The organism is Gemmatimonas sp. UBA7669 (assembly GCF_002483225.1).
Classification (GTDB): Bacteria; Gemmatimonadota; Gemmatimonadetes; order Gemmatimonadales; family Gemmatimonadaceae; genus Gemmatimonas.
On the sequence record NZ_DLHL01000051.1, the window covers coordinates 189,984 to 207,064 of the forward strand.

At 65.9% G+C, this 17,081-nt stretch carries 10 protein-coding genes and 1 riboswitch; of the genes, 4 read left to right on the plus strand and 6 right to left on the minus strand.

All coding sequences use genetic code 11. The features are described 5' to 3' along the window. Nucleotides 1–49 precede the first annotated feature (49 nt). Nucleotides 50–2,890 (plus strand): putative bifunctional diguanylate cyclase/phosphodiesterase, encoded by a 2,841-nt coding sequence (locus tag B2747_RS14995; protein WP_291162657.1) that lies wholly within the window; start codon nucleotides 50–52, stop codon nucleotides 2,888–2,890. Next, nucleotides 2,835–4,094 (plus strand): THUMP domain-containing class I SAM-dependent RNA methyltransferase, encoded by a 1,260-nt coding sequence (locus tag B2747_RS15000; protein WP_291162660.1) that lies wholly within the window; start codon nucleotides 2,835–2,837, stop codon nucleotides 4,092–4,094. The genes B2747_RS14995 and B2747_RS15000 overlap by 56 nt, the downstream gene beginning before the upstream one ends. On the opposite strand, the gene B2747_RS15005 is transcribed toward B2747_RS15000, so the two are convergent. From B2747_RS15005 to pnuC, 3 genes are read right to left on the minus strand one after another with little or no spacing between them, the layout of a single operon-like run. Then, the gene (locus B2747_RS15005; protein WP_291162662.1) at nucleotides 4,079–4,519 is read right to left on the minus strand and encodes a DUF6526 family protein; all 441 of its coding nucleotides are present in this window, start codon (nucleotides 4,517–4,519) and stop codon (nucleotides 4,079–4,081) included. The genes B2747_RS15000 and B2747_RS15005 overlap by 16 nt on opposite strands. Before the next feature lie 26 nt (nucleotides 4,520–4,545). Further along, a complete protein-coding gene (locus B2747_RS15010; RefSeq protein ID WP_291162665.1) occupies nucleotides 4,546–5,133 on the minus strand; it encodes an ATP-binding protein in 588 nt (195 codons plus the stop codon). Further along, nucleotides 5,120–5,737: a nicotinamide riboside transporter PnuC gene (gene pnuC / locus B2747_RS15015; RefSeq protein ID WP_291162667.1), complete on the minus strand. Its 618-nt coding sequence runs from the start codon at nucleotides 5,735–5,737 to the stop codon at nucleotides 5,120–5,122. The genes B2747_RS15010 and pnuC overlap by 14 nt, the downstream gene beginning before the upstream one ends. Before the next feature lie 25 nt (nucleotides 5,738–5,762). After that, nucleotides 5,763–5,866: riboswitch (TPP riboswitch) on the plus strand. Between pnuC and B2747_RS15020 the strand changes: the two genes are divergently transcribed. Continuing rightward, nucleotides 5,858–8,020: a TonB-dependent receptor gene (locus B2747_RS15020; protein ID WP_291162670.1), complete on the plus strand. Its 2,163-nt coding sequence runs from the start codon at nucleotides 5,858–5,860 to the stop codon at nucleotides 8,018–8,020. Its footprint overlaps the riboswitch before it by 9 nt. Nucleotides 8,021–8,301: 281 nt before the next feature. Here the strand turns inward: B2747_RS15020 and B2747_RS15025 are convergent, their stop codons facing one another. From B2747_RS15025 to B2747_RS15035, 3 genes are read right to left on the minus strand one after another with little or no spacing between them, the layout of a single operon-like run. Beyond that, nucleotides 8,302–10,347, minus strand: coding sequence for a hypothetical protein (locus B2747_RS15025; RefSeq protein ID WP_291162673.1), 2,046 nt, complete (start codon nucleotides 10,345–10,347; stop codon nucleotides 8,302–8,304). A 56-nt stretch (nucleotides 10,348–10,403) separates the two neighbouring features. Then, a complete protein-coding gene (locus B2747_RS15030) occupies nucleotides 10,404–11,702 on the minus strand; it encodes a hypothetical protein (protein ID WP_291162675.1) in 1,299 nt (432 codons plus the stop codon). A 46-nt stretch (nucleotides 11,703–11,748) separates the two neighbouring features. Further along, the gene (locus tag B2747_RS15035) at nucleotides 11,749–15,432 is read right to left on the minus strand and encodes a TonB-dependent receptor (protein ID WP_291162677.1); all 3,684 of its coding nucleotides are present in this window, start codon (nucleotides 15,430–15,432) and stop codon (nucleotides 11,749–11,751) included. A gap of 108 nt (nucleotides 15,433–15,540) precedes the next feature. Between B2747_RS15035 and B2747_RS15040 the strand changes: the two genes are divergently transcribed. Continuing rightward, nucleotides 15,541–16,821, plus strand: a complete 1,281-nt coding sequence (locus B2747_RS15040) for a sensor histidine kinase (protein WP_291162680.1) — start codon at nucleotides 15,541–15,543, stop codon at nucleotides 16,819–16,821. Nucleotides 16,822–17,081 lie beyond the last annotated feature (260 nt).

Below are 17,081 nucleotides of genomic sequence, written 5' to 3' on the forward strand. Positions count from 1 at the left end.
GCCACTACGCCTCCACTGCGGGGCGAGTTCGCGTCCTTCCCTTCCGCTCATGACCACTGTCGACGACGCCGAACGGCGTCGCACCGATCGTCTCCGCGCCATCGCCGACCGCAGCCTCCCCATGGGAGTGCCTGCGGTGCCGACGCTGGTGTTCGGCCCGATGCGCGATCGCCTCATCATGGCGGCCGTCGGGCTGTACGCGCTGGCGATTGTGATCATGGGATGCATGCAGGGTTCGGTGGACCGCGTGTTCACCTTGCGACTCAGTGTCATTGTGCCGCTCGCGCTCGTCGCCGCCCTGCTGGCGGCCCGGGCCAGTCGCGAACTCGCGCTCGACCTCGGCACCCGACGCTTCTGGCGCTACAGCTCGGTCGCGATTGCGCTCATGCCCGTGCAGCTCTGGCTGGGGACGCTGACAGTGCGGTTGCCCGGCTGGCCGGGCTTCGTGGGCAGTGTGGTGCTGGCGACCACCGTGCCGGCCATGCTCTTCGTGGCCCTGCTGCAACTGCCCAGTGCACCGCGCAACAACGTAGACCGGGCCAAGCTCTGGCTCGACGTCGCCACCGTGGTGGTGGGCGGCGCGCTGGTTGCCTGGTATGACTTTGTCACCACCGGCTTCGGCAATGATCCGGTGCGCCGCGTGCAGGCCACGCGCCTGTATGTGCAGGGCGTGCTCGATATCGGCTTGCTGCTGGTGGCCTCCAATCTCTGGCGACGTGCCGTCCTGCGGCACCGTGCGTCCATGCTGGCCGTCTTCGGCGCCACGCTGCTGGTGCTGTTCCTCGGGCATACGGCTGCCATTGTGCTGTTGCATCGTGGCCTGCGGGTGCCGGGACTGCTGTATATCGTCGCGCCGCTGGTGTTCGTGGGGCTCGCGGCGTCGGCCTGGCTCAGCTGCGCCACCACCCTGCATCGTGAGGTACGTCCGCAGCGCGAAAAGACCAGTCGCTCGGCGTCCATCATTCCGTATGCGGCCGTGCTGCCGGGTTTCGCACTGCTCCTGCGTGTGGCCTTTGAGCAGGACACGCAGCCGCTTGTCGGGCTGGTCATTGGCGCCGTGGTGCTGACCGCGCTGGCCTTTGCGCGGCAGTTTGCCGCCACTCGCGAGGCCGTGCATCTGCTCGCTGAATCGGCGGCGCGTGACAACGAGGCGCGCTTCCGCGCGCTGGTGCAGCATTCGAGCGACGTGATCATGATTGTCGATCCCGACGGCACCATTCGCTACGCCAGTCCGTCCATGACCACGGTCTTCGGGCACGACGCGTCACGACTCGTGGGCACGAATCTCATGACGCTGCTGCACGACGACGACAAGGGGTCGTCGGGTGCGTTTCTCGAGGAGCTGGCCCGCACCACCACGCGCACCGGTACCACCGGCGCCTCACCCGGTGTGCTCAAGTGCGAATGGCGTCTTGCGCACGCCAACGGCGCCTGGATGACGGTGGACAATGTGGGCACCAACCTGCTGCGTGAGCCCGTCATTGGCGGCCTCGTGCTCAACACGCGCGACGTGACCGAGCAGAGTGTCATCAAGCAGCAGTACATGCACCAGGCCTTTCACGATCCCCTCACCGATCTCGCCAACCGCTCGCTCTTCCTGTATCAGGTGGGGCATGCACTCGCACGAGGGTCGCGTCAGAGTCATCCGGTCACGGTGCTCTTCCTCGACCTCGACAACTTCAAGACGGTCAACGATTCGCTGGGCCATGCCGCCGGCGACCGCCTGCTCGTCGAGGCCGCGCGCCGGCTGGCGACCTGTGTGCGTGAGGCCGATCTCATTGCCCGCCTGGGCGGCGATGAGTTTGCCGTGCTGGTGGAAGACGCCGAAACGGTGGACGACGTGTTTGTCGTGGCCGACCGCATTGGCGAGGCGCTCACACGTCCCTTCCTGCTCGGCGGCAAGGAAGTCTTCGTCAACGCCAGCATCGGTATTGCCCGCTCGTATCGTGGGGAGAGCTCCGATGACCTCGTGCGCAACGCCGACGTGGCCATGTATGTGGCCAAGACGCGCGGCAAGGGGCAGCATGTGCTCTTCGAGCCGGAGATGCACCGCGCGGCGCTCGAGCGCCTCGTGGTGGAAGCCGATCTGCGCCGCGCCATCGATCGTGAGGAGTTCTTCCTGGCCTATCAGCCCATCGTGCGGCTCGAGTCGGGCGACGTGATTGGCGCCGAGGCGCTGGTGCGCTGGATGTGTCGGGATCGCGGCACGGTGCCGCCCGGCGTGTTCATTCCCATTGCCGAGGAAACCGGCCTGATTGTGCCCATTGGCCGTTGGGTGCTGCGGCGAGCCTGCCGCGAGGCCCAGCGCTGGACTCGCGAACGGGGAATGCCCGTGCGCATCACCGTGAATCTCTCCGGGCGGCAGTTGCAGGACGCCGGGGTGGTGGACGACGTGCGCGCCGCGCTCGACGAGTCGGGCCTCGATGCCTCGCAACTGGTGCTCGAGATCACCGAGAGCATGCTCATGCAGAACACCGATGTGTCCATGGAGCGCCTCAACGCCCTTCAGGCGCTCGGCGTCTCGCTGGCCATCGACGACTTCGGAACCGGTTATTCTTCCCTGAGCTACCTGCAACGCTATCCGATCGACATTCTGAAGATCGACAAGGCGTTCGTGGATGTCATCGATAAGGGAGGCGAGGGGCCGGTGTTGGCGCAGGCGATCGTGGCACTCGGAGAAACGCTGCAGATGAATACCGTGGCCGAAGGCATCGAGACGGAGGCCCAGCGCGGGCAGCTGCTCGAACTCGGTTGCGAGCTCGGACAGGGCTACCTGTTCGCGCCGCCGCTTGATGCGGAGGATTTCTGGCAGCTCCTCGTGGCCCGTGGCGCCCGTGTGCCATACCTCGGTGGCCGGCGTCGTCGGGTGCGTGAGCAGCAAGCGGCCTGATCGCAGCTCTCCCCGGCTCGATGTCTTCGCGGTGGCAGCGCCTGGCGTTGCCCCGCTGCTCGCGCAGGAGTGTCTGGCCCTTGGGCTCACGCCGCTGAGCGTGACCGATGCCGGCGTGGCGCTGTCGCTCACGCCGGCCGAGCTCTTTGCACTCAACTGTCAGAGCCGGCTCGCCACGCGCGTGCTGCGCCGCCTCGCACAATTCGTGGCGCGCGACTTTGCCACACTCGAAAAGCAGGCGGCTCGTGTTCCCTGGTCACTCATTGTGGCACCGGGTACGCGCGTGCGACTCCGGGTGACCTGCCGCAAGTCGCGGCTCTATCACTCCGATGCAGTGGCCGAGCGCGTGGCGCGTGGATTGGAGGCCGCCGTGCCGGGTGTCAGTGTGGAATTGCGCGCCCGCGACGATGAAGACGATACCTCGGAGTCGCCGGCCGTCTCGACGCAGTCGCAATTGTTTGTCGTGCGCCTCGATCATGACCAGTGCACCATCAGCGCCGACAGCTCCGGCGCGCTGCTGCACCGTCGCGGCTGGCGTCAGGCCGTGGCCAAGGCGCCGCTTCGCGAAACGCTTGCGGCCCTGCTGCTGGCGGTGTTTGAGTGGAATGGCGAACTGCCATTGGTCGATCCGTTCTGCGGTTCGGGCACCATTGGCATTGAGGCCGCTCTGCGCGCTCGGTGTATTGCCCCGGGATTGCAGCGCAACTTTGCCATGGAGCAGTGGCCGGGTGCGGACACGGCCTTGTACGCCGAGCAGCGGGATCGCGCCCGCGAGCGGGTGAAACCCGCAGTGACCGTGCCCATTGTGCTGCGCGATCGCGATGCCGGGGCCATTGCCGCCGCGCGCGCCAATGCCGAGCGGGCCGGCGTGCTGGCGGATCTCGATATCGCGCAGGACGCGCTGTCTGCACTCGACCTGACGGCACACGGTCCTGCTGGCCTGTTGCTTACCAACCCACCCTACGGCCATCGCGTAAGCGAGGGCGCCGATCTGCGTGGTCTCTACGCGCGACTCGGCGACGTGCTCCGTGATGGTGGCCGCGCCTGGCGGCTTGGTCTCTTCATGCCCAACGACCGTGTGCTGCTGGGGCAACTCCGTTTGCGCGTGACCTCATTGCTGCGCACCACCAACGGCGGTCTGCCGGTGGAAGTGTGGGGAACCGAACCGCCACGCGCAGAACGCGCACGTCAGACCCGGAAGTAGTCCGCCCGCCAGTCGCGAATGGCGGCCTTGATGGCCTTGGGCTCCATGGACGGATTGGCCAACACCTGATCCAGCAGCGCGGGCAACTCTGCATCGCTCGCAAAGCGCAGCGCGATGTACTGCCGTGGGCGCAGTGTGGCCTCGGTGCGTGCGGCAAGTTCCGGCGTGAGCAGGCGGCGATAACGCAGTTGCTCCTCAAGGCGAATGAGACGGTCCTGCACGCGCAGCGGGGACAGGCGCGACACCATGGTTACACCGAGCAGGGCGAGGGCGCCGACGAGAAAGTAGCCCGTATCGGCGGACGGCGACTGCGCAAAGCGCACGATGGTCCACACCGCGAAGATCAGCGCCAGCGGACTCGCGAAGAAGTGATAGACCGGCGTGTACTGTGCGTGGTTGGCGAAGGACTGCGGAGTGGTGGCCATGGTGGCTGAACCCGGATGAAGGACGACTACGTGTTCAGGGACAACAAGTGATCGATGGTCTGTATGGCCAACGCGCGGCGTTCGGACCAGGTGCCATGAATGCGTGTGAACGTGGCGTCTACACGCGTCAACGTGTCCACGAAGAGTTGCTGCATCTCCGCACGGCGATCTCCCCGGTCACGAACGCCATCGGGCACCCAGGGCACGTCGATGTCGAGCAGCAGATAGTGGTCGGGGCGTCGGGCGCGCACGAGGTGCTCCACCGCGTCCGGTGCTCCCCCAAAATAGTGCTGCGCGTAGGCCAGCGTGCTGAGCGGGTCGGTGTCGTGCACGACCAGCGCGCTGCCTGTGGCGCGCGCTGCGGCCAGATGCTGGTCTTCGAGTGCGGCCTGCTCGGTGGCAATAATCAGCAGGTCGTTGTAGGTAATGGGTCGGGCAATGCGCTGCGCGTAGCTGCGGACAAACTCCGGCACCACGGGCGCGTGGTAGTGCGCGCCAAGTTCGCCGGCGAGTGTGGTCTTGCCCACGCTCTCCGATCCGGTCAGCACGACGCGCAGTGGACGGTGTGCGTCGCGCTGCGTGCGCGTGAATGGCGTGCGCTCAGGCTTGGACATCACGTCGCCAGCTGATGTGGCCGCGCACGGCCAGCAGGAGGAACAGGAAGTACAGCACCGCCGTGAGCGTGAGGCCGCGCCATAGGAAGAGGCCCACGTAACTGGCATCGATGACAATCCACAGCAGCCAGCACTCGAGCAGCTTGCGGGTCATCATCCACTGCGCGACGAGGCTGCCGGCCACGAGCAGCGCGTCGGCCCAGGGCAGCGCGGCGCCGGGGATGCGCGTCGTGATGAGGGCCAGCGCGATCCAGGTGGTAATCAGGATGAAGGCCAGCGGCAGCACCTGTGTGCCCGGCACGTGTGTGACGCGCAGTGGTGAGCGGTCGGGGGCTCCGCGCCACCAGTGCCACCAGCCATACACGGACAGCAGCAAATAGACCACCTGCAGGCCCGTGTCGGAATAGAGCCCGGCGCCGGCAAACACCACGGTGTAGACGGCGGCGTTGACGATGCCCACCGGCCAGCTCCACAGACTCTGCCGCGTGACCAGCCAGACGTTGAGCACGCCGGTCACGAACCCCAGCATCTCGAAGCACGAGGTGCCGCGTGCCGCGAGCCATCCGCACAGCGCGTCAAAGATCGGAGCCGGGACACTGGTCATGGCTGGCAAAGCTAATTAGCGTTCGCGCACATGACCGGGGTGCCTGTGCCGCTGGTGTGCACAGGCTGAGAGAGTCCCGCAGAACCTGATCCGGTTCGTACCGGCGTAGGGAGTCCAAACATGACACGTGGTTCCGCCACGCGCGCAGCGCGCGTGCGGCGACCGGCGTTGCGTCGCCTCGCGCGATCGACGTCCGGCGTCGCCCGGCCCCTTGGGGCCTCGCCCATTCGGGCCCTCCTTGTTTCCACCGTGATGGCCGCGTTTGTGCCGGCTTTCACGCCCCTTCTGGCCCAGGTCCGCCGGGACAGCGCCGCGGTCGACTCGGCGGCGCGGCGCATCGAAGGGGTGAGCGTGCAGGCCATCCGCGCCGGCAGCGCGGCGCCCATCGCGCAAAAGACCATCGAGCGTGAGGCGCTTACACAGCGGCACTTCGGGCAGGACGTGCCCATGCTGCTCATGAATGCGTCGCCATCGCTGGTGTCGCACAACGAAACCGGCACGCAGTGGGGCTACAGCTATCTGCGGCTGCGTGGCCTTGATCAGACGCGCATCAACATCACCATCGACGGCGTGCCGCTCAACGACATGGAGGATCAGGTCCTCTATTTCGCCAACTTTGCCGACTTGCTGTCCAACGTGCAGAGCGTGCAGGTGCAACGCGGCGTGGGCACGAGCACGGCGGGCACCGCCTCGTATGCCGGCTCCATCAATTTCGAGACGGTGCCGGTGGCGCGGCGGGACGCTGCGGGAGACGTACAAGTGCAGATGGGCTCATTCGGAGCGCAGCGCGCCACGGTGGGGTTCAATACCGGCCTCACGGCCGGCGGATTTGCGGCGTATGGCCGGGTGAGTGGTCTGCGCACCAACGGCTACCGCGATCACAGTGGCGTCATGGGACGCTCGGCGTTCCTCGGCGCGGGCTGGTTTGGACAGCGCGATGTGGTCAAGCTCACCGCCCTCGTGGGACTGCTGGCCGACACGCTGTCGTACACGGGCGCCACGCTCAGCGAACTGGCGCAGAATCGTCGCTTCAACCCGCTCAATCCGGGTGAGCGCGACAAGTTCGGTCAGCAAATGGTCTCGCTGGCCTGGTCGCGGGCGCTGTCCAACGGCGGCACGGTCAACACCACCGTGTATCGCAACTCGGCCAGTGGCAACTACGACTACTTCGACCTGCCCGACAAGTATCGCTACAACCTCGCGCACACCTGGTATGGCGCGACGAGCGTGTACAACGTCGAGCACGGCGCGCTGCGCCTCAACACCGGCGTCAACGCAAATACGTATCAGCGCGCGCATCGTGCCTACTTCCAGCCGACCACCGAGCTGTACGACAACACTGGTCACAAGCAGGATGCCAGTGGGTTCGTGAAGCTGTCGTATACGGCCGGTCGCGCCACCTGGTTTGGTGATGTGCAGGGCCGCTGGGCGCGATTCCGCTACGAGCCGTCGGAGAACGCCGGCATCACCGGGCGCGCCATCGACTGGACCTTTGTGAACCCGAAGGCGGGCGTCACCTACCAGTTGGCGCAGGGGCTGTCGGCATTCGCGAGCTATGGCATCACGAGCCGTGAGCCGGCGCGCAACGACCTGTTCGGCGGCGAAGACGATCTCAACGCCGACAACGTGGCGGACTTCGGCGACTTCACGCGGGTCAAGCCGGAGCGTCTGCACGATACCGAGCTCGGGCTCAACTACACGCGCCCCACGCTCGACCTGTCGGCCAACCTGTACAGCATGGACTTCCGCAACGACATCGCGCGCATCGGGGCGCCGACGGCGTCCGGATCCATCCTGCGCCGTAACGTGGGCAGCAGCTACCGTCGCGGGCTCGAGCTGGATGTGGCCTGGCGCGGCATCAACCGTGTGGTGCTGGCCGGCAATGCCACGTGGAGTGCCAATCGTATCCGGCAGTTCACGGACTCGTCGCGTGGGACGCCGGTGGTCCGGCGCAACGTCGAGCCGCTGCTCACGCCGCGTTTCATCTCCTCGCATCGCGTGGAGGTCACGCCGCGCCGCGGGCTGATGCTCGGGCTGGAGGGTCGCTATCAGAGCCGCGCCTTCCTCGACAACACGTCGAGCCCGGACCGTGTGCTTCCCGATTATTACACGGTGGACGCCACGGCTCGCGTGGCACTGGGCCGGAGTTCGCTCACGCTGCGCGGGCAGAACCTCGGCGATACGCAGAAGTTCGGTTCAGGGTCGGTGTCCGGCTCGGGCACCGTGCGCTACTTCGTGCTGCCGGCCCGGGCGCTGTTTGCCACACTGGCGTACGAGTTCTGAGGCGTCCGGTATTGCGCGGGTCAAGGTGCAGATCGTGCCAGGCACCGGCGTCCATTGTGCCGCGAGATCGATAACAGCTCACGCAGAGAAAAGGAGTTCGCAGAGGGCGCTGAGGGGTTCAGTCAAACTGAAAGGGTCTGGGAGCGTTTGCCGCTGTGGATCCGTGCGGTTTCCGCCCCATCCGCGTCATCCGCGACAAGGCCGTTCAACCAGCACTGCAGTTCTCTGCGCCCTCTGCGCCCTCCATTCCTCTGCGTGAGCTGTTGACGGTCTTGCCGCACTCAGCGCCCGATGATCGTGAGCGCACGCTCGCTCCGCACGGGCTGTCCGCCTGGAACGCGGGCCTCGACCACCACGCGGTACTCGCCGGGTTCGAGGTCGCCCAAGTCGAGCGAGATGGCTCGTGGCATGATGCTCGGGCCCTCGCTCATGGTGGTGCGCGTATCGGGGTCGCGCCAGGCAATGCCGAGCGCCCGGAGAGGCACGTCGCGCAGGCGGGTGACCTCGCCGATGCGCTGCAGGAAGCCGGTGCGTGTCGTACGCTCGATGGCCACGCGGAACTGCACCGAGTCGCCGGGCGTGACCCCGTAGGTCTCCCAGAAGATACCGATGCGATCGCCCTGCCTGAGCATCGTGGTGGCGAGCATGTGCGGAAACATGCCCGGCGCATCGGGCGGCGTGCCGCCGCGCGCGGCGTCGTAGAACACCGGGGCGGAGATGTCGAGCTGCCCCGCTGCGAGCGCCGAAAGCGCGGCCGGTGGCCTGACCCCGAAGCGCGAGCGACCAAACAGGTTGCGGAGCCGAGGATGACGGGCTTCGACACTCACCACCGCAGGCTCGGACGGAATGAGCGCCGAAGTGAACAGCGACCCGCCGGGGTGCACCCGTCCTCTGCCCAGGGTGTTCATGGTGTCGGGCGCGGGCGATACCACCAGGACGGCCTCGGCAGAATCCCGCCGCAGGTTGGTCAGTACCGTGTCAGCCCGCCCGAACAGATTGTGCGTGACCGCGAGCGTGACGCCCGTGTAGCGTCGCAGCATGGCCACCTGGCCCAACGGCATTTCGGCAATGCGCCCTTCGAAGGCCATATGCTCGTGCGGCCACCAGATGCGACCCCGATCCATGGCGTCGTGGGTGCTGTCACGCTGGTGCAACTGCCAGCTGCTGTCGCCAACCGAATAGGGACTGTACACGGCGGACAGCGAGGGCGTGAAAGACTGCCGGCCCGAGGTGTACTCCACGGTGGTGTACGGGCCGGCGTGCAGCTCACCCACATGCGAATCGTGCAGCCGGTCCTCCTTCTCGCCAATCCAGAGTGCGGCACTCGGCGGACCGTAGCGCGTGATGAGCTCCTCCACCGCATCGCCACCGTAGTCCTTGCGCCAGTCGTGCCGCTGGTCGCGATCCATGCCCGAATGCAGGCCATACCACACACGGCGGGCGAAGTGCGTGGCCCGTCGCTCATTGCCGGCCACAGAAAAGAGCGGGTCGCTCAGCCACCAGAACATCCGCGCGATCTTGTGGCGCTCGCTGCATGGCGTGAAGGCATACTCGTCACGCGGGCTGTCCGATGGCGGATCGGGCAGCAGTTGCCGGAGGTCAATCCACGAGCAGGCGCTCAGCTCATCGAGGCGCGAGGTCGCTTCCACAAACAGGGAGTCCGCGCGGGACACGTCGCCGCGCTCGTGCGCCACGTAGCCACGCAGCGAGAGACAGGCGAATGTGTCACCGCAGGTATCGAGGGCGCGCTCTGCACGGTCGTAGCGATGTGCGTCCACCAGGAAACGCACGCGCTGCATGCGCAGAAAGCCGTCTTCCGGCAGCAGGTCCTGAAATCCGTCCAGCGAGCGGATGAGATCTTCGCGCATCTGGCGAATGTGCAGTGTGTCGCCCGTGCGAATGGCGGCATCCGGGTAGCGCGCCTCGTCCATGTCGCGCGGCATCGTCCCCAGCAACCAGCTTGGACAGAGCGCGTACGCCGAGTTGTTGCTGACGATGGGCGTGAAGACCGTATCGGGCGTGCCCCACACCGGGATCATGGGGCGGCCGTTGCCGCGGCCGTACACGTAATCGCAATGACCATACGTGATGCGCATGGCGCGCACCTTCTTGTCCGTCTCGCCCGACACGGCGTTGATGTCACTGCGTATCCAGGCCTGTTGCCACCTGGCCTGAAACAGCGCGATGCGCTGTCGGGCGGTGTTGAGGACGGTGGCCGTGTCTACCGGGGCCGACCTCGGAGCGGGTTGGGCCGAGGCAATGATTGGGAAGCATGTGGCCGAAAAAAGAGCCACCGCGCACAGCGTCAGGAGGGGGGGACGCGACATGCTGAGATGTACTCCACAGCCGCAGGAGGTTCCATGGGCCGCGTCCCCCGAGTTGCTTAGCGGGCCACCCAGGCCCGCTCCAGCGTGGACTTGTTGAAGCTCCGCACATGATTGAGGTACAGCATGCCGTCCGGACCGAAGCCCACCAACGTGCGGCCCTGCGGCAGTTGCACGCGCTCGACGAGACGGCCCTCGCGATTCACCACGTCGTACAGGAGCCCGGCCTTGGCATCCTTCGAGGTGGCCGGCAGGACCCAGATCCGACCGGACGGATCGGCGCGGACCTGACCCTGACGCACGGCGGGATAGAAGTCGGGCAGATCCTCGGCGGGTACCGGGTCAAACCTGAAACGAGGCATGGCCGGCATGCCCGGTGCTGTTGGCGGAGGGGGAGGCAACTTGGCCTGTCGTTCGTCTTCCTGCCGCTTGAGCGAATCGACAATGGTCTGTTTCTCCTCGCGCGTAATGCGCTTCCAGTCGAACGGAAGTCGCGGCCCGGACGTCATGCGCCCATCGGGTTCGAGAATGTCCACGTGGTAGTCATGTCCGCGTACGATGGCGATGGCGCCGTCGGGCAGCATGGTCCACTCGTCAGTGAGGGGCAGCGGGTTTACGAGCGGTAGCGTGGATGAGAAGGTCGGGGTGCGGACCAGCACCATCTTCTCGGCGGCGACTTTGATCAGCGTCACCGTGTCCACCGTCCGCCGATCAAAGTCCATGCGCAGGATGGGAGCCGAGTCGGGCTGTGCGATGATCGTGCGCGACTCACCACCCGCTGGCGCCTGCGTGCCAAACATGTTGGCAATGCCCTGGTTGCGGCGCACGGACTTGTAGAGCAGCCGCCCCTCTGGATCGAATGCCGAACTGGCTGAGTTGCCGCCACCGATATAGAACAGATCGTTGGCGCGCACTGGAGCCATCACGCGCGCGAAGGCGCCGTGCTCGTCGATGACGAGAAAGGCCTGCGAGTCGAAGTCCATGAACAGCGTCGAGTCGCCACGATACGGAATGAGCGACGCGCCGGTAATGCGGAGGCCGTAGGGGTTGGGCGAGTTGCTGCTGGTGTCGGCAATGACGCGCGGGTTGCGGAGCGCCGAGTCGAACACGACCAGCTGTTTCTTGCGCGTGTCGTTGACAATGACGCTGCCGCCGGGCAGGTGCCGCACCGCCGAGGCGTCCATGAGGATGCTGCTGTCGCTGGCGACTACGCGCGACAGGCCGCGGATGGGCACGGTCGCCCGCGTGCTGCTGCGGGTACTGTCTGGCGATTGCGCGACAGCCGAACCGGGCGCGACCTGCGCCGCGAGTGTCGTGGCACAGCCCAGGCCAAACGCGGCGACCGTTGCACGGAGCATCGTGCCATGACGTGAAAACATTCCGGAGCGTCGCATTGGGAGGGCCTCAGAAGAAAAAGAAGAACTCGCCGCCCACCTGGCCGGCACGGAGCAGCTCGAGGTAGCGCGGCTCGAGCTGCTGCACGATGGAGTTGTCCATCACCCGCAGCTGTCCCTTGGTGAGCAATTTGCGCACATTGGGCACGGCGGTAATGAGATAGCCGACGGCCACTTCACGTGCCTCCACCAGGCGACGCTGGGCATCACGCTTGTCGTAGTCCTTGGGCAGCGATGCGAGGTGCTTGGCCGCCGGTGTCCACACCGAGTCCACCAACCGCGTGTAGCGTCGGCTCATGGTGGCCAGGCTATCCGCCTGCACCCGGGTGAGATGAATGCGCTCGCCCACCTGCAGCAGGCGCGCCATGACGTTGGGGAAAATCTGCGGCGACATCTGGCGGACCGAGGCTTCGGTCATCTTTGTGCCCGCCCGGGTGCGTCCCCGCGCGAGCTGCTGGTCGAGGTTCTGCCAGTCGCGCGTGGGCGCAAGATTGACACTCATCTGCAAAGTGAGCACCGCCGGAGCGCGTGAGGTGACCTGCTGAACCCGCGTGGCGCCGAAGCGCTGATTGACGTCGTAGCGGAAGCGCTGTGTGCTCGGGTCGAAGCCGCGCACGAACAGCAGCGACTGATCGATGATGGGCGGCTGCCCCCAGCCGCGCAGACCATTCTCGCCATTGATGAGCAGGTCGGCGGCGGCCAGCGGGTTGCTGAGGGTCAGCGTGAGGGTGGTGCGCTGGGGCAGTCGCACCCTGGACGGATTGGGGACGATGCGAAGCTGCGAACTGGCCGCCGTCCACGGGCCCGTGCAGGAATGGCGATCGGCCAGACGGCCCAATTGGTTGCGCAGGCAGCGGCGCACGAAGGGCGAACCCTGGTCGAGCAACTGCTGCATGGCACTGCTGAGTGCCGCGTCCGTCGTGGCCCCCGGTGCGAAGACAAAGGCGCGGTCGTTGGCGCGGCCGTCGCCGTTGACATCGTGCGAGATCATGGGGGTGAAGCGCTGGCCGGACTGCAGGCGTCCGTTCCAGCTGAACGTCACGGCGTTGCCCAGCGTGTAGCTGAGCGTGTAGCCGATGTCGTGACGCGGTTGCGCCGCGGTGTTCCACGCGATCGCAAAGGGATCACCGGCCGTGTTGCTGAAGCCCCGATACTCCTGCGTGAGATACAGGTAGTTGTAATTGACCGACCAGCGGAATCGCCGATCGGCGAACGAGAAGGGCGACAGCGACACCGTGAGCTGTGCGCTGCGTGACTGCAGGTCGCTTCGCTGTTCCTGTACGCTGGTGAAAGCCGTGCTGCGCCGCGCCGCGCGTGAAGCAATGAGTCCGCTGGCCGCATCGATGTTGCCGGGGGCCACGTACACGGGCCGTCCGTCCTCGTTGGTCAGGGTGAACAGCTGCCCGTCACGGAAGTTGCGATCGACGAAGTCCGGCTGCGAGAAGTTGAGTGCGCCCTGGAGATTGAGTGTGAGGTTGAATCGATTGTCGAAGGCGAGTCCGGTCCATCCGATGTTGCTGCGCAGGCTGCGTTCCTGCACGAATCCCGGAGCAAACATCGTGATGGACGGCGTGTTGTTGGCAAACAGCGTCGCGCCCGTCCCGTCGGCGCAGGCGCCGGGTACGAGGCCCTGACTGAGCAGCACGTCCCAGTCGGCGCCCGGTGTCGCGGCGCCCGTGCAGGTGAGCTGTTGCTGCGCGCTGGCCAGGCCCGTGTTGGCCAGCGCGTTGCTCACCAGGTCGGGGCCTCGGACATTCTGGAACAGGCCAATGCCGCCGCGAATGGTGGCGCGTGGTCCTCTCGCAAAGCCCTCGCCAAACGGGATCTGCGCGGCGGTGCCGTACAGCCAGGAGAAGCCAAGTCGTGGACTCAGGTACACTCGATTGGGAACCGGCGTGTTGCGCAGGCCGAGCAGCGAGTCGAGCGACGTGTTGAGCGCCGGCCGATCCAGAAAATGATTGGCATCGGCACGCACGCCGTATTGCACCTGCACGTTGGCCGTGGGCCGCCACGCGTCGCCCAGGGCCACGGCACCCACCAGCGCCCGTCCGGACTGCTGTACGGTGTTGAGATTGCGGCTGTAGGACGATGGGACGCCGGCTTCCAGGTCTGCCAGCGACTGATACGTGAAGCGTCCGCGCAGATTGAACGCCCGGTCGGACGCGGACTCCTCGAGTCGTGCTTCGGTGATGAGCTTGAGACGATGCTTGTTGTTGGTGCTCACCCACGAGAGCATATTGCGCGCACTGTAGCTGGTGCCCGAGTTGCTGCCGGCATTCAGCCCACCACCAAAGGTCAACGAACGGGTGGCCGAGCTGCCGTCTGGCAGTGTGGAGGTAACCAGCACCGTGCCGCCGGCCGCATCCAGATAGGGTGCGTTCTCGTTCCGGTTGTACGAAGCGCTCACCATGGACTCGGTGAGCACGCCGTTGTTGAAGTAGTTGGTGTGGCGGAGTTGTGCCCCGAGACTGGTGGATTGGGATTCTGACAGCGCGGTGGGCGTCTGGGTGGTGGCCTGGAACTGCGGGCCCGCATTGCTGAAGCTGCCGTTCACCGACAGGGTGAACGCATGCCCACTGGTCGGGCTCTTGGGTGCCCAGTCGAAGGCGCCAATCAGCGAGGCGTTGGTTCGGGGCGACGTGCGTCCCAAGCCACCGGCCGTGAGCGGAATGCGCTGATTGCCAAGAATCTGACGCAGGCGCTGGGCCGAGTCGGCCGAGACACCGGCACTCTGGAACAGTGTCGGCACACTGGAGAGCAGTGTGGGCAGTCGCTGATCACGCTGGTCGAACTGGAAGGAGACGTTGTAGAAGTCCTTGTCCATCACAATGGGCCCCGACGCCCGACCGCCGATGGAGATGAAGCGGTACGCACTGGCCATACCCACGGCGTCGTTGAACTGCGCCTGCGGCGCGTTGAACACACTGCTCAGGTTGCGCGCGATGTAATTGGTGCCGGATTGCGTGGTCACGGCAATCTGTCCGCCGCTGAAGCCACCATTGGCGACGTCGTATCCGGCGCGCAGCTGCGTATTGACGGCGGCATCGCGCGGCAGGTTGGACAAACCCGACTGCTGGCCGTTGAGCGTCGCGTTGTTCTGGTTTGGGTCAAGCCCGAACATCGAGAAGCGATCGGGATTGCCATCGACACCGGGAATGAGTTGCACACCCGGCGTGCCAGCGGCCATGGCGGCAAGATTGCCGGCCTGGTCGGGCGACACGCCCTGCGTGCCAAGAAAGCGGTCCGCGCCCGAGATGTCGGACTGGAACGTGTTCTCCGAGCGTGGAGGCGGGGTGCGCGCCGCGTTGGCCGTCGTCGTCACGGTCTGCAGCATCTGTGCGGCCGACAGCTTGATGTCGGCCACCAGCACCTCCTCGTCGGCATTGCGGCGCACCTGGATGCGCTGCGCCGTGTAGCCGATCGCGGCGAAGGAGATCCAGTAGTCGCCCTCACCGTTGGGATAGGTGAGCGAATAGCGTCCGTCGCGATTGGTGCGCGTTTCCTTGGTGATGCCGCCAAAGTAGGACACGGCGGTAATGCGCGCGCCCACGATGGGCTGCCCCTCCGTACTGGTCACCCGGCCCCGGATGACATCGGCAGTGACCTGGGCGTGCAGGTCGATGGCCATCAGCAACATGCCAAGGGCCAGAATCGACAGGGCGGATTGGCCCCGTCTGAATGCAGTGAACGTCATGGGAGAAAACAGAAGAGTCTTGATGCCATTCATCACCGGGCATCGGTGACGAGCGCCCCGAAAGTGCAGGTCAGTTGGAATGCGCGCAAGATGGTGCAAGCTTACAGCATGCCACTGCCCCGCGACTCGGCCGACGTGCCGTCCCAGACCGACGACCTGCTGTATTCAGACTATCGCAAGACTGAGGAACTGCACACCCTGCGCGAGGTCGCCCGGGCGCTGGCGGCCGAGACAAGCGCCGCGAGTGTACTCAGCACGCTCTGCGACCTGAGCATGGTGCAGGGCAGCGCCAGCGGCGCGGCGGTGGCACAGATCCACGCCGACAGCGGACTCTATGTGGCCACCTCGGGTCGGGCACTGGCGCTCATGGGCATGAGTTTTCCGCTGGCCGGCACTTTCACGGGACGCGTGGCGGCGGAGCACCGCACGCTGGCGCTCGAATCGCCTGCGTCGTCCACGCCCTTCTTTGCCGCGCTGCTGCCGTCCCTCGGCGTGGGGCCCATCATGCTCATCCCGCTGCTGGCCAATCAGCAGCTCTTTGGCGTGCTGTCGGTGGTGCGCGATATCGGACACCCGGTGTTCGATGCGCAGGACGAGGAGCGCCTTGGTGTGCTGGCGGATCTGGCGGCCCTGGCCCTGTGGAAGGCCCGGCTGCTCGAGGACGCGCAATCGGCTGACGCGGCCAAGACCAGTTTGCTGGCCACACTCTCACACGAGCTGCGCACGCCGCTTGCCGCGCTCGAGGGCTACAGCGAACTGCTCGAGGACCAGATTCTTGGTCCGCTCAGCGACGAGCAGCGTGATGTGGTGGTGCGACTGCGCACGGTGGGCCGACACCTCGGCGCGCTCATCGAAGACATTCTGACCTATGCGTCCCTCGAGGCCGACCGGGTCTCGCTGCGTGAAGGACCGGTGCGACTGCCCGAGTTGTTCGACTCACTGCATCCGTTTCTCGAGCCGCTCGCTCGCGAAAAGGGACTGGAGCTGGAGTTCGACATCGAAGCCTCGTTGCCGCAACTCCATACCGACGAAGCGCGCGTGCGGCAGATTCTGCTCAACCTTTGTCAGAACGCCATCAAGTTCACCGAGCACGGTCGGGTGCAGCTCAAGGCGTCGCGTGGCTCGGCCACGCTGGGCAGCACGCAGCCCACGGTGCGTCTGGCCGTAAAGGACACGGGCATCGGCATCGCGGCGGCCGATCTGTCGCGGCTGTTTCGGCCGTTCTCGCAGTTGGCCGATGTGCAGTCGCGCCGGCATCGTGGTACTGGTCTGGGGCTCTACATCTCGCGTCGACTGGCCGGCATGCTCGGTGGCCGCATTGAAGTCGTGTCGCGTCCTGGTGAGGGGTCGGTGTTCACGCTCGTGCTGCCCATGCCGCCAGGCAACTGACTCTCCAACTGATTATCACGGATTCCACGGAAACAACGGACAACAACAGGAAAAGCCTTGTCGCGGATGACACGGATGGGGCGGAAACAGGCAGGGATCAAACAGTTGGTGCCTGAGCTTTTCCTGTCGTTGTCCATTGTTTCCGTGAAATCCGCGATAATTGATTTGGCTTTTGTTCGGTATGTGTGGATGCGCGATGAGAGTAACCGGCGTGATGCCATTTGCCGGCGCGAAGGGTCCGATTTCCGGGCAGCCCCTCA

Bases quoted from the DNA above. Each gene is read 5' to 3' on its own strand.
- B2747_RS14995 (WP_291162657.1), top strand. From the start codon at position 50: ATGACCACTGTCGACGACGCCGAACGGCGTCGCACCGATCGTCTCCGC.
- B2747_RS15005 (WP_291162662.1), bottom strand. From the start codon at position 4,519: ATGGCCACCACTCCGCAGTCCTTCGCCAACCACGCACAGTACACGCCG.
- B2747_RS15010 (WP_291162665.1), bottom strand. From the start codon at position 5,133: ATGTCCAAGCCTGAGCGCACGCCATTCACGCGCACGCAGCGCGACGCA.
- pnuC (WP_291162667.1), bottom strand. From the start codon at position 5,737: ATGACCAGTGTCCCGGCTCCGATCTTTGACGCGCTGTGCGGATGGCTC.
- B2747_RS15020 (WP_291162670.1), top strand. From the start codon at position 5,858: ATGACACGTGGTTCCGCCACGCGCGCAGCGCGCGTGCGGCGACCGGCG.
- B2747_RS15025 (WP_291162673.1), bottom strand. From the start codon at position 10,347: ATGTCGCGTCCCCCCCTCCTGACGCTGTGCGCGGTGGCTCTTTTTTCG.
- B2747_RS15030 (WP_291162675.1), bottom strand. From the start codon at position 11,702: ATGCTCCGTGCAACGGTCGCCGCGTTTGGCCTGGGCTGTGCCACGACA.
- B2747_RS15035 (WP_291162677.1), bottom strand. From the start codon at position 15,432: ATGACGTTCACTGCATTCAGACGGGGCCAATCCGCCCTGTCGATTCTG.
- B2747_RS15040 (WP_291162680.1), top strand. From the start codon at position 15,541: ATGCCACTGCCCCGCGACTCGGCCGACGTGCCGTCCCAGACCGACGAC.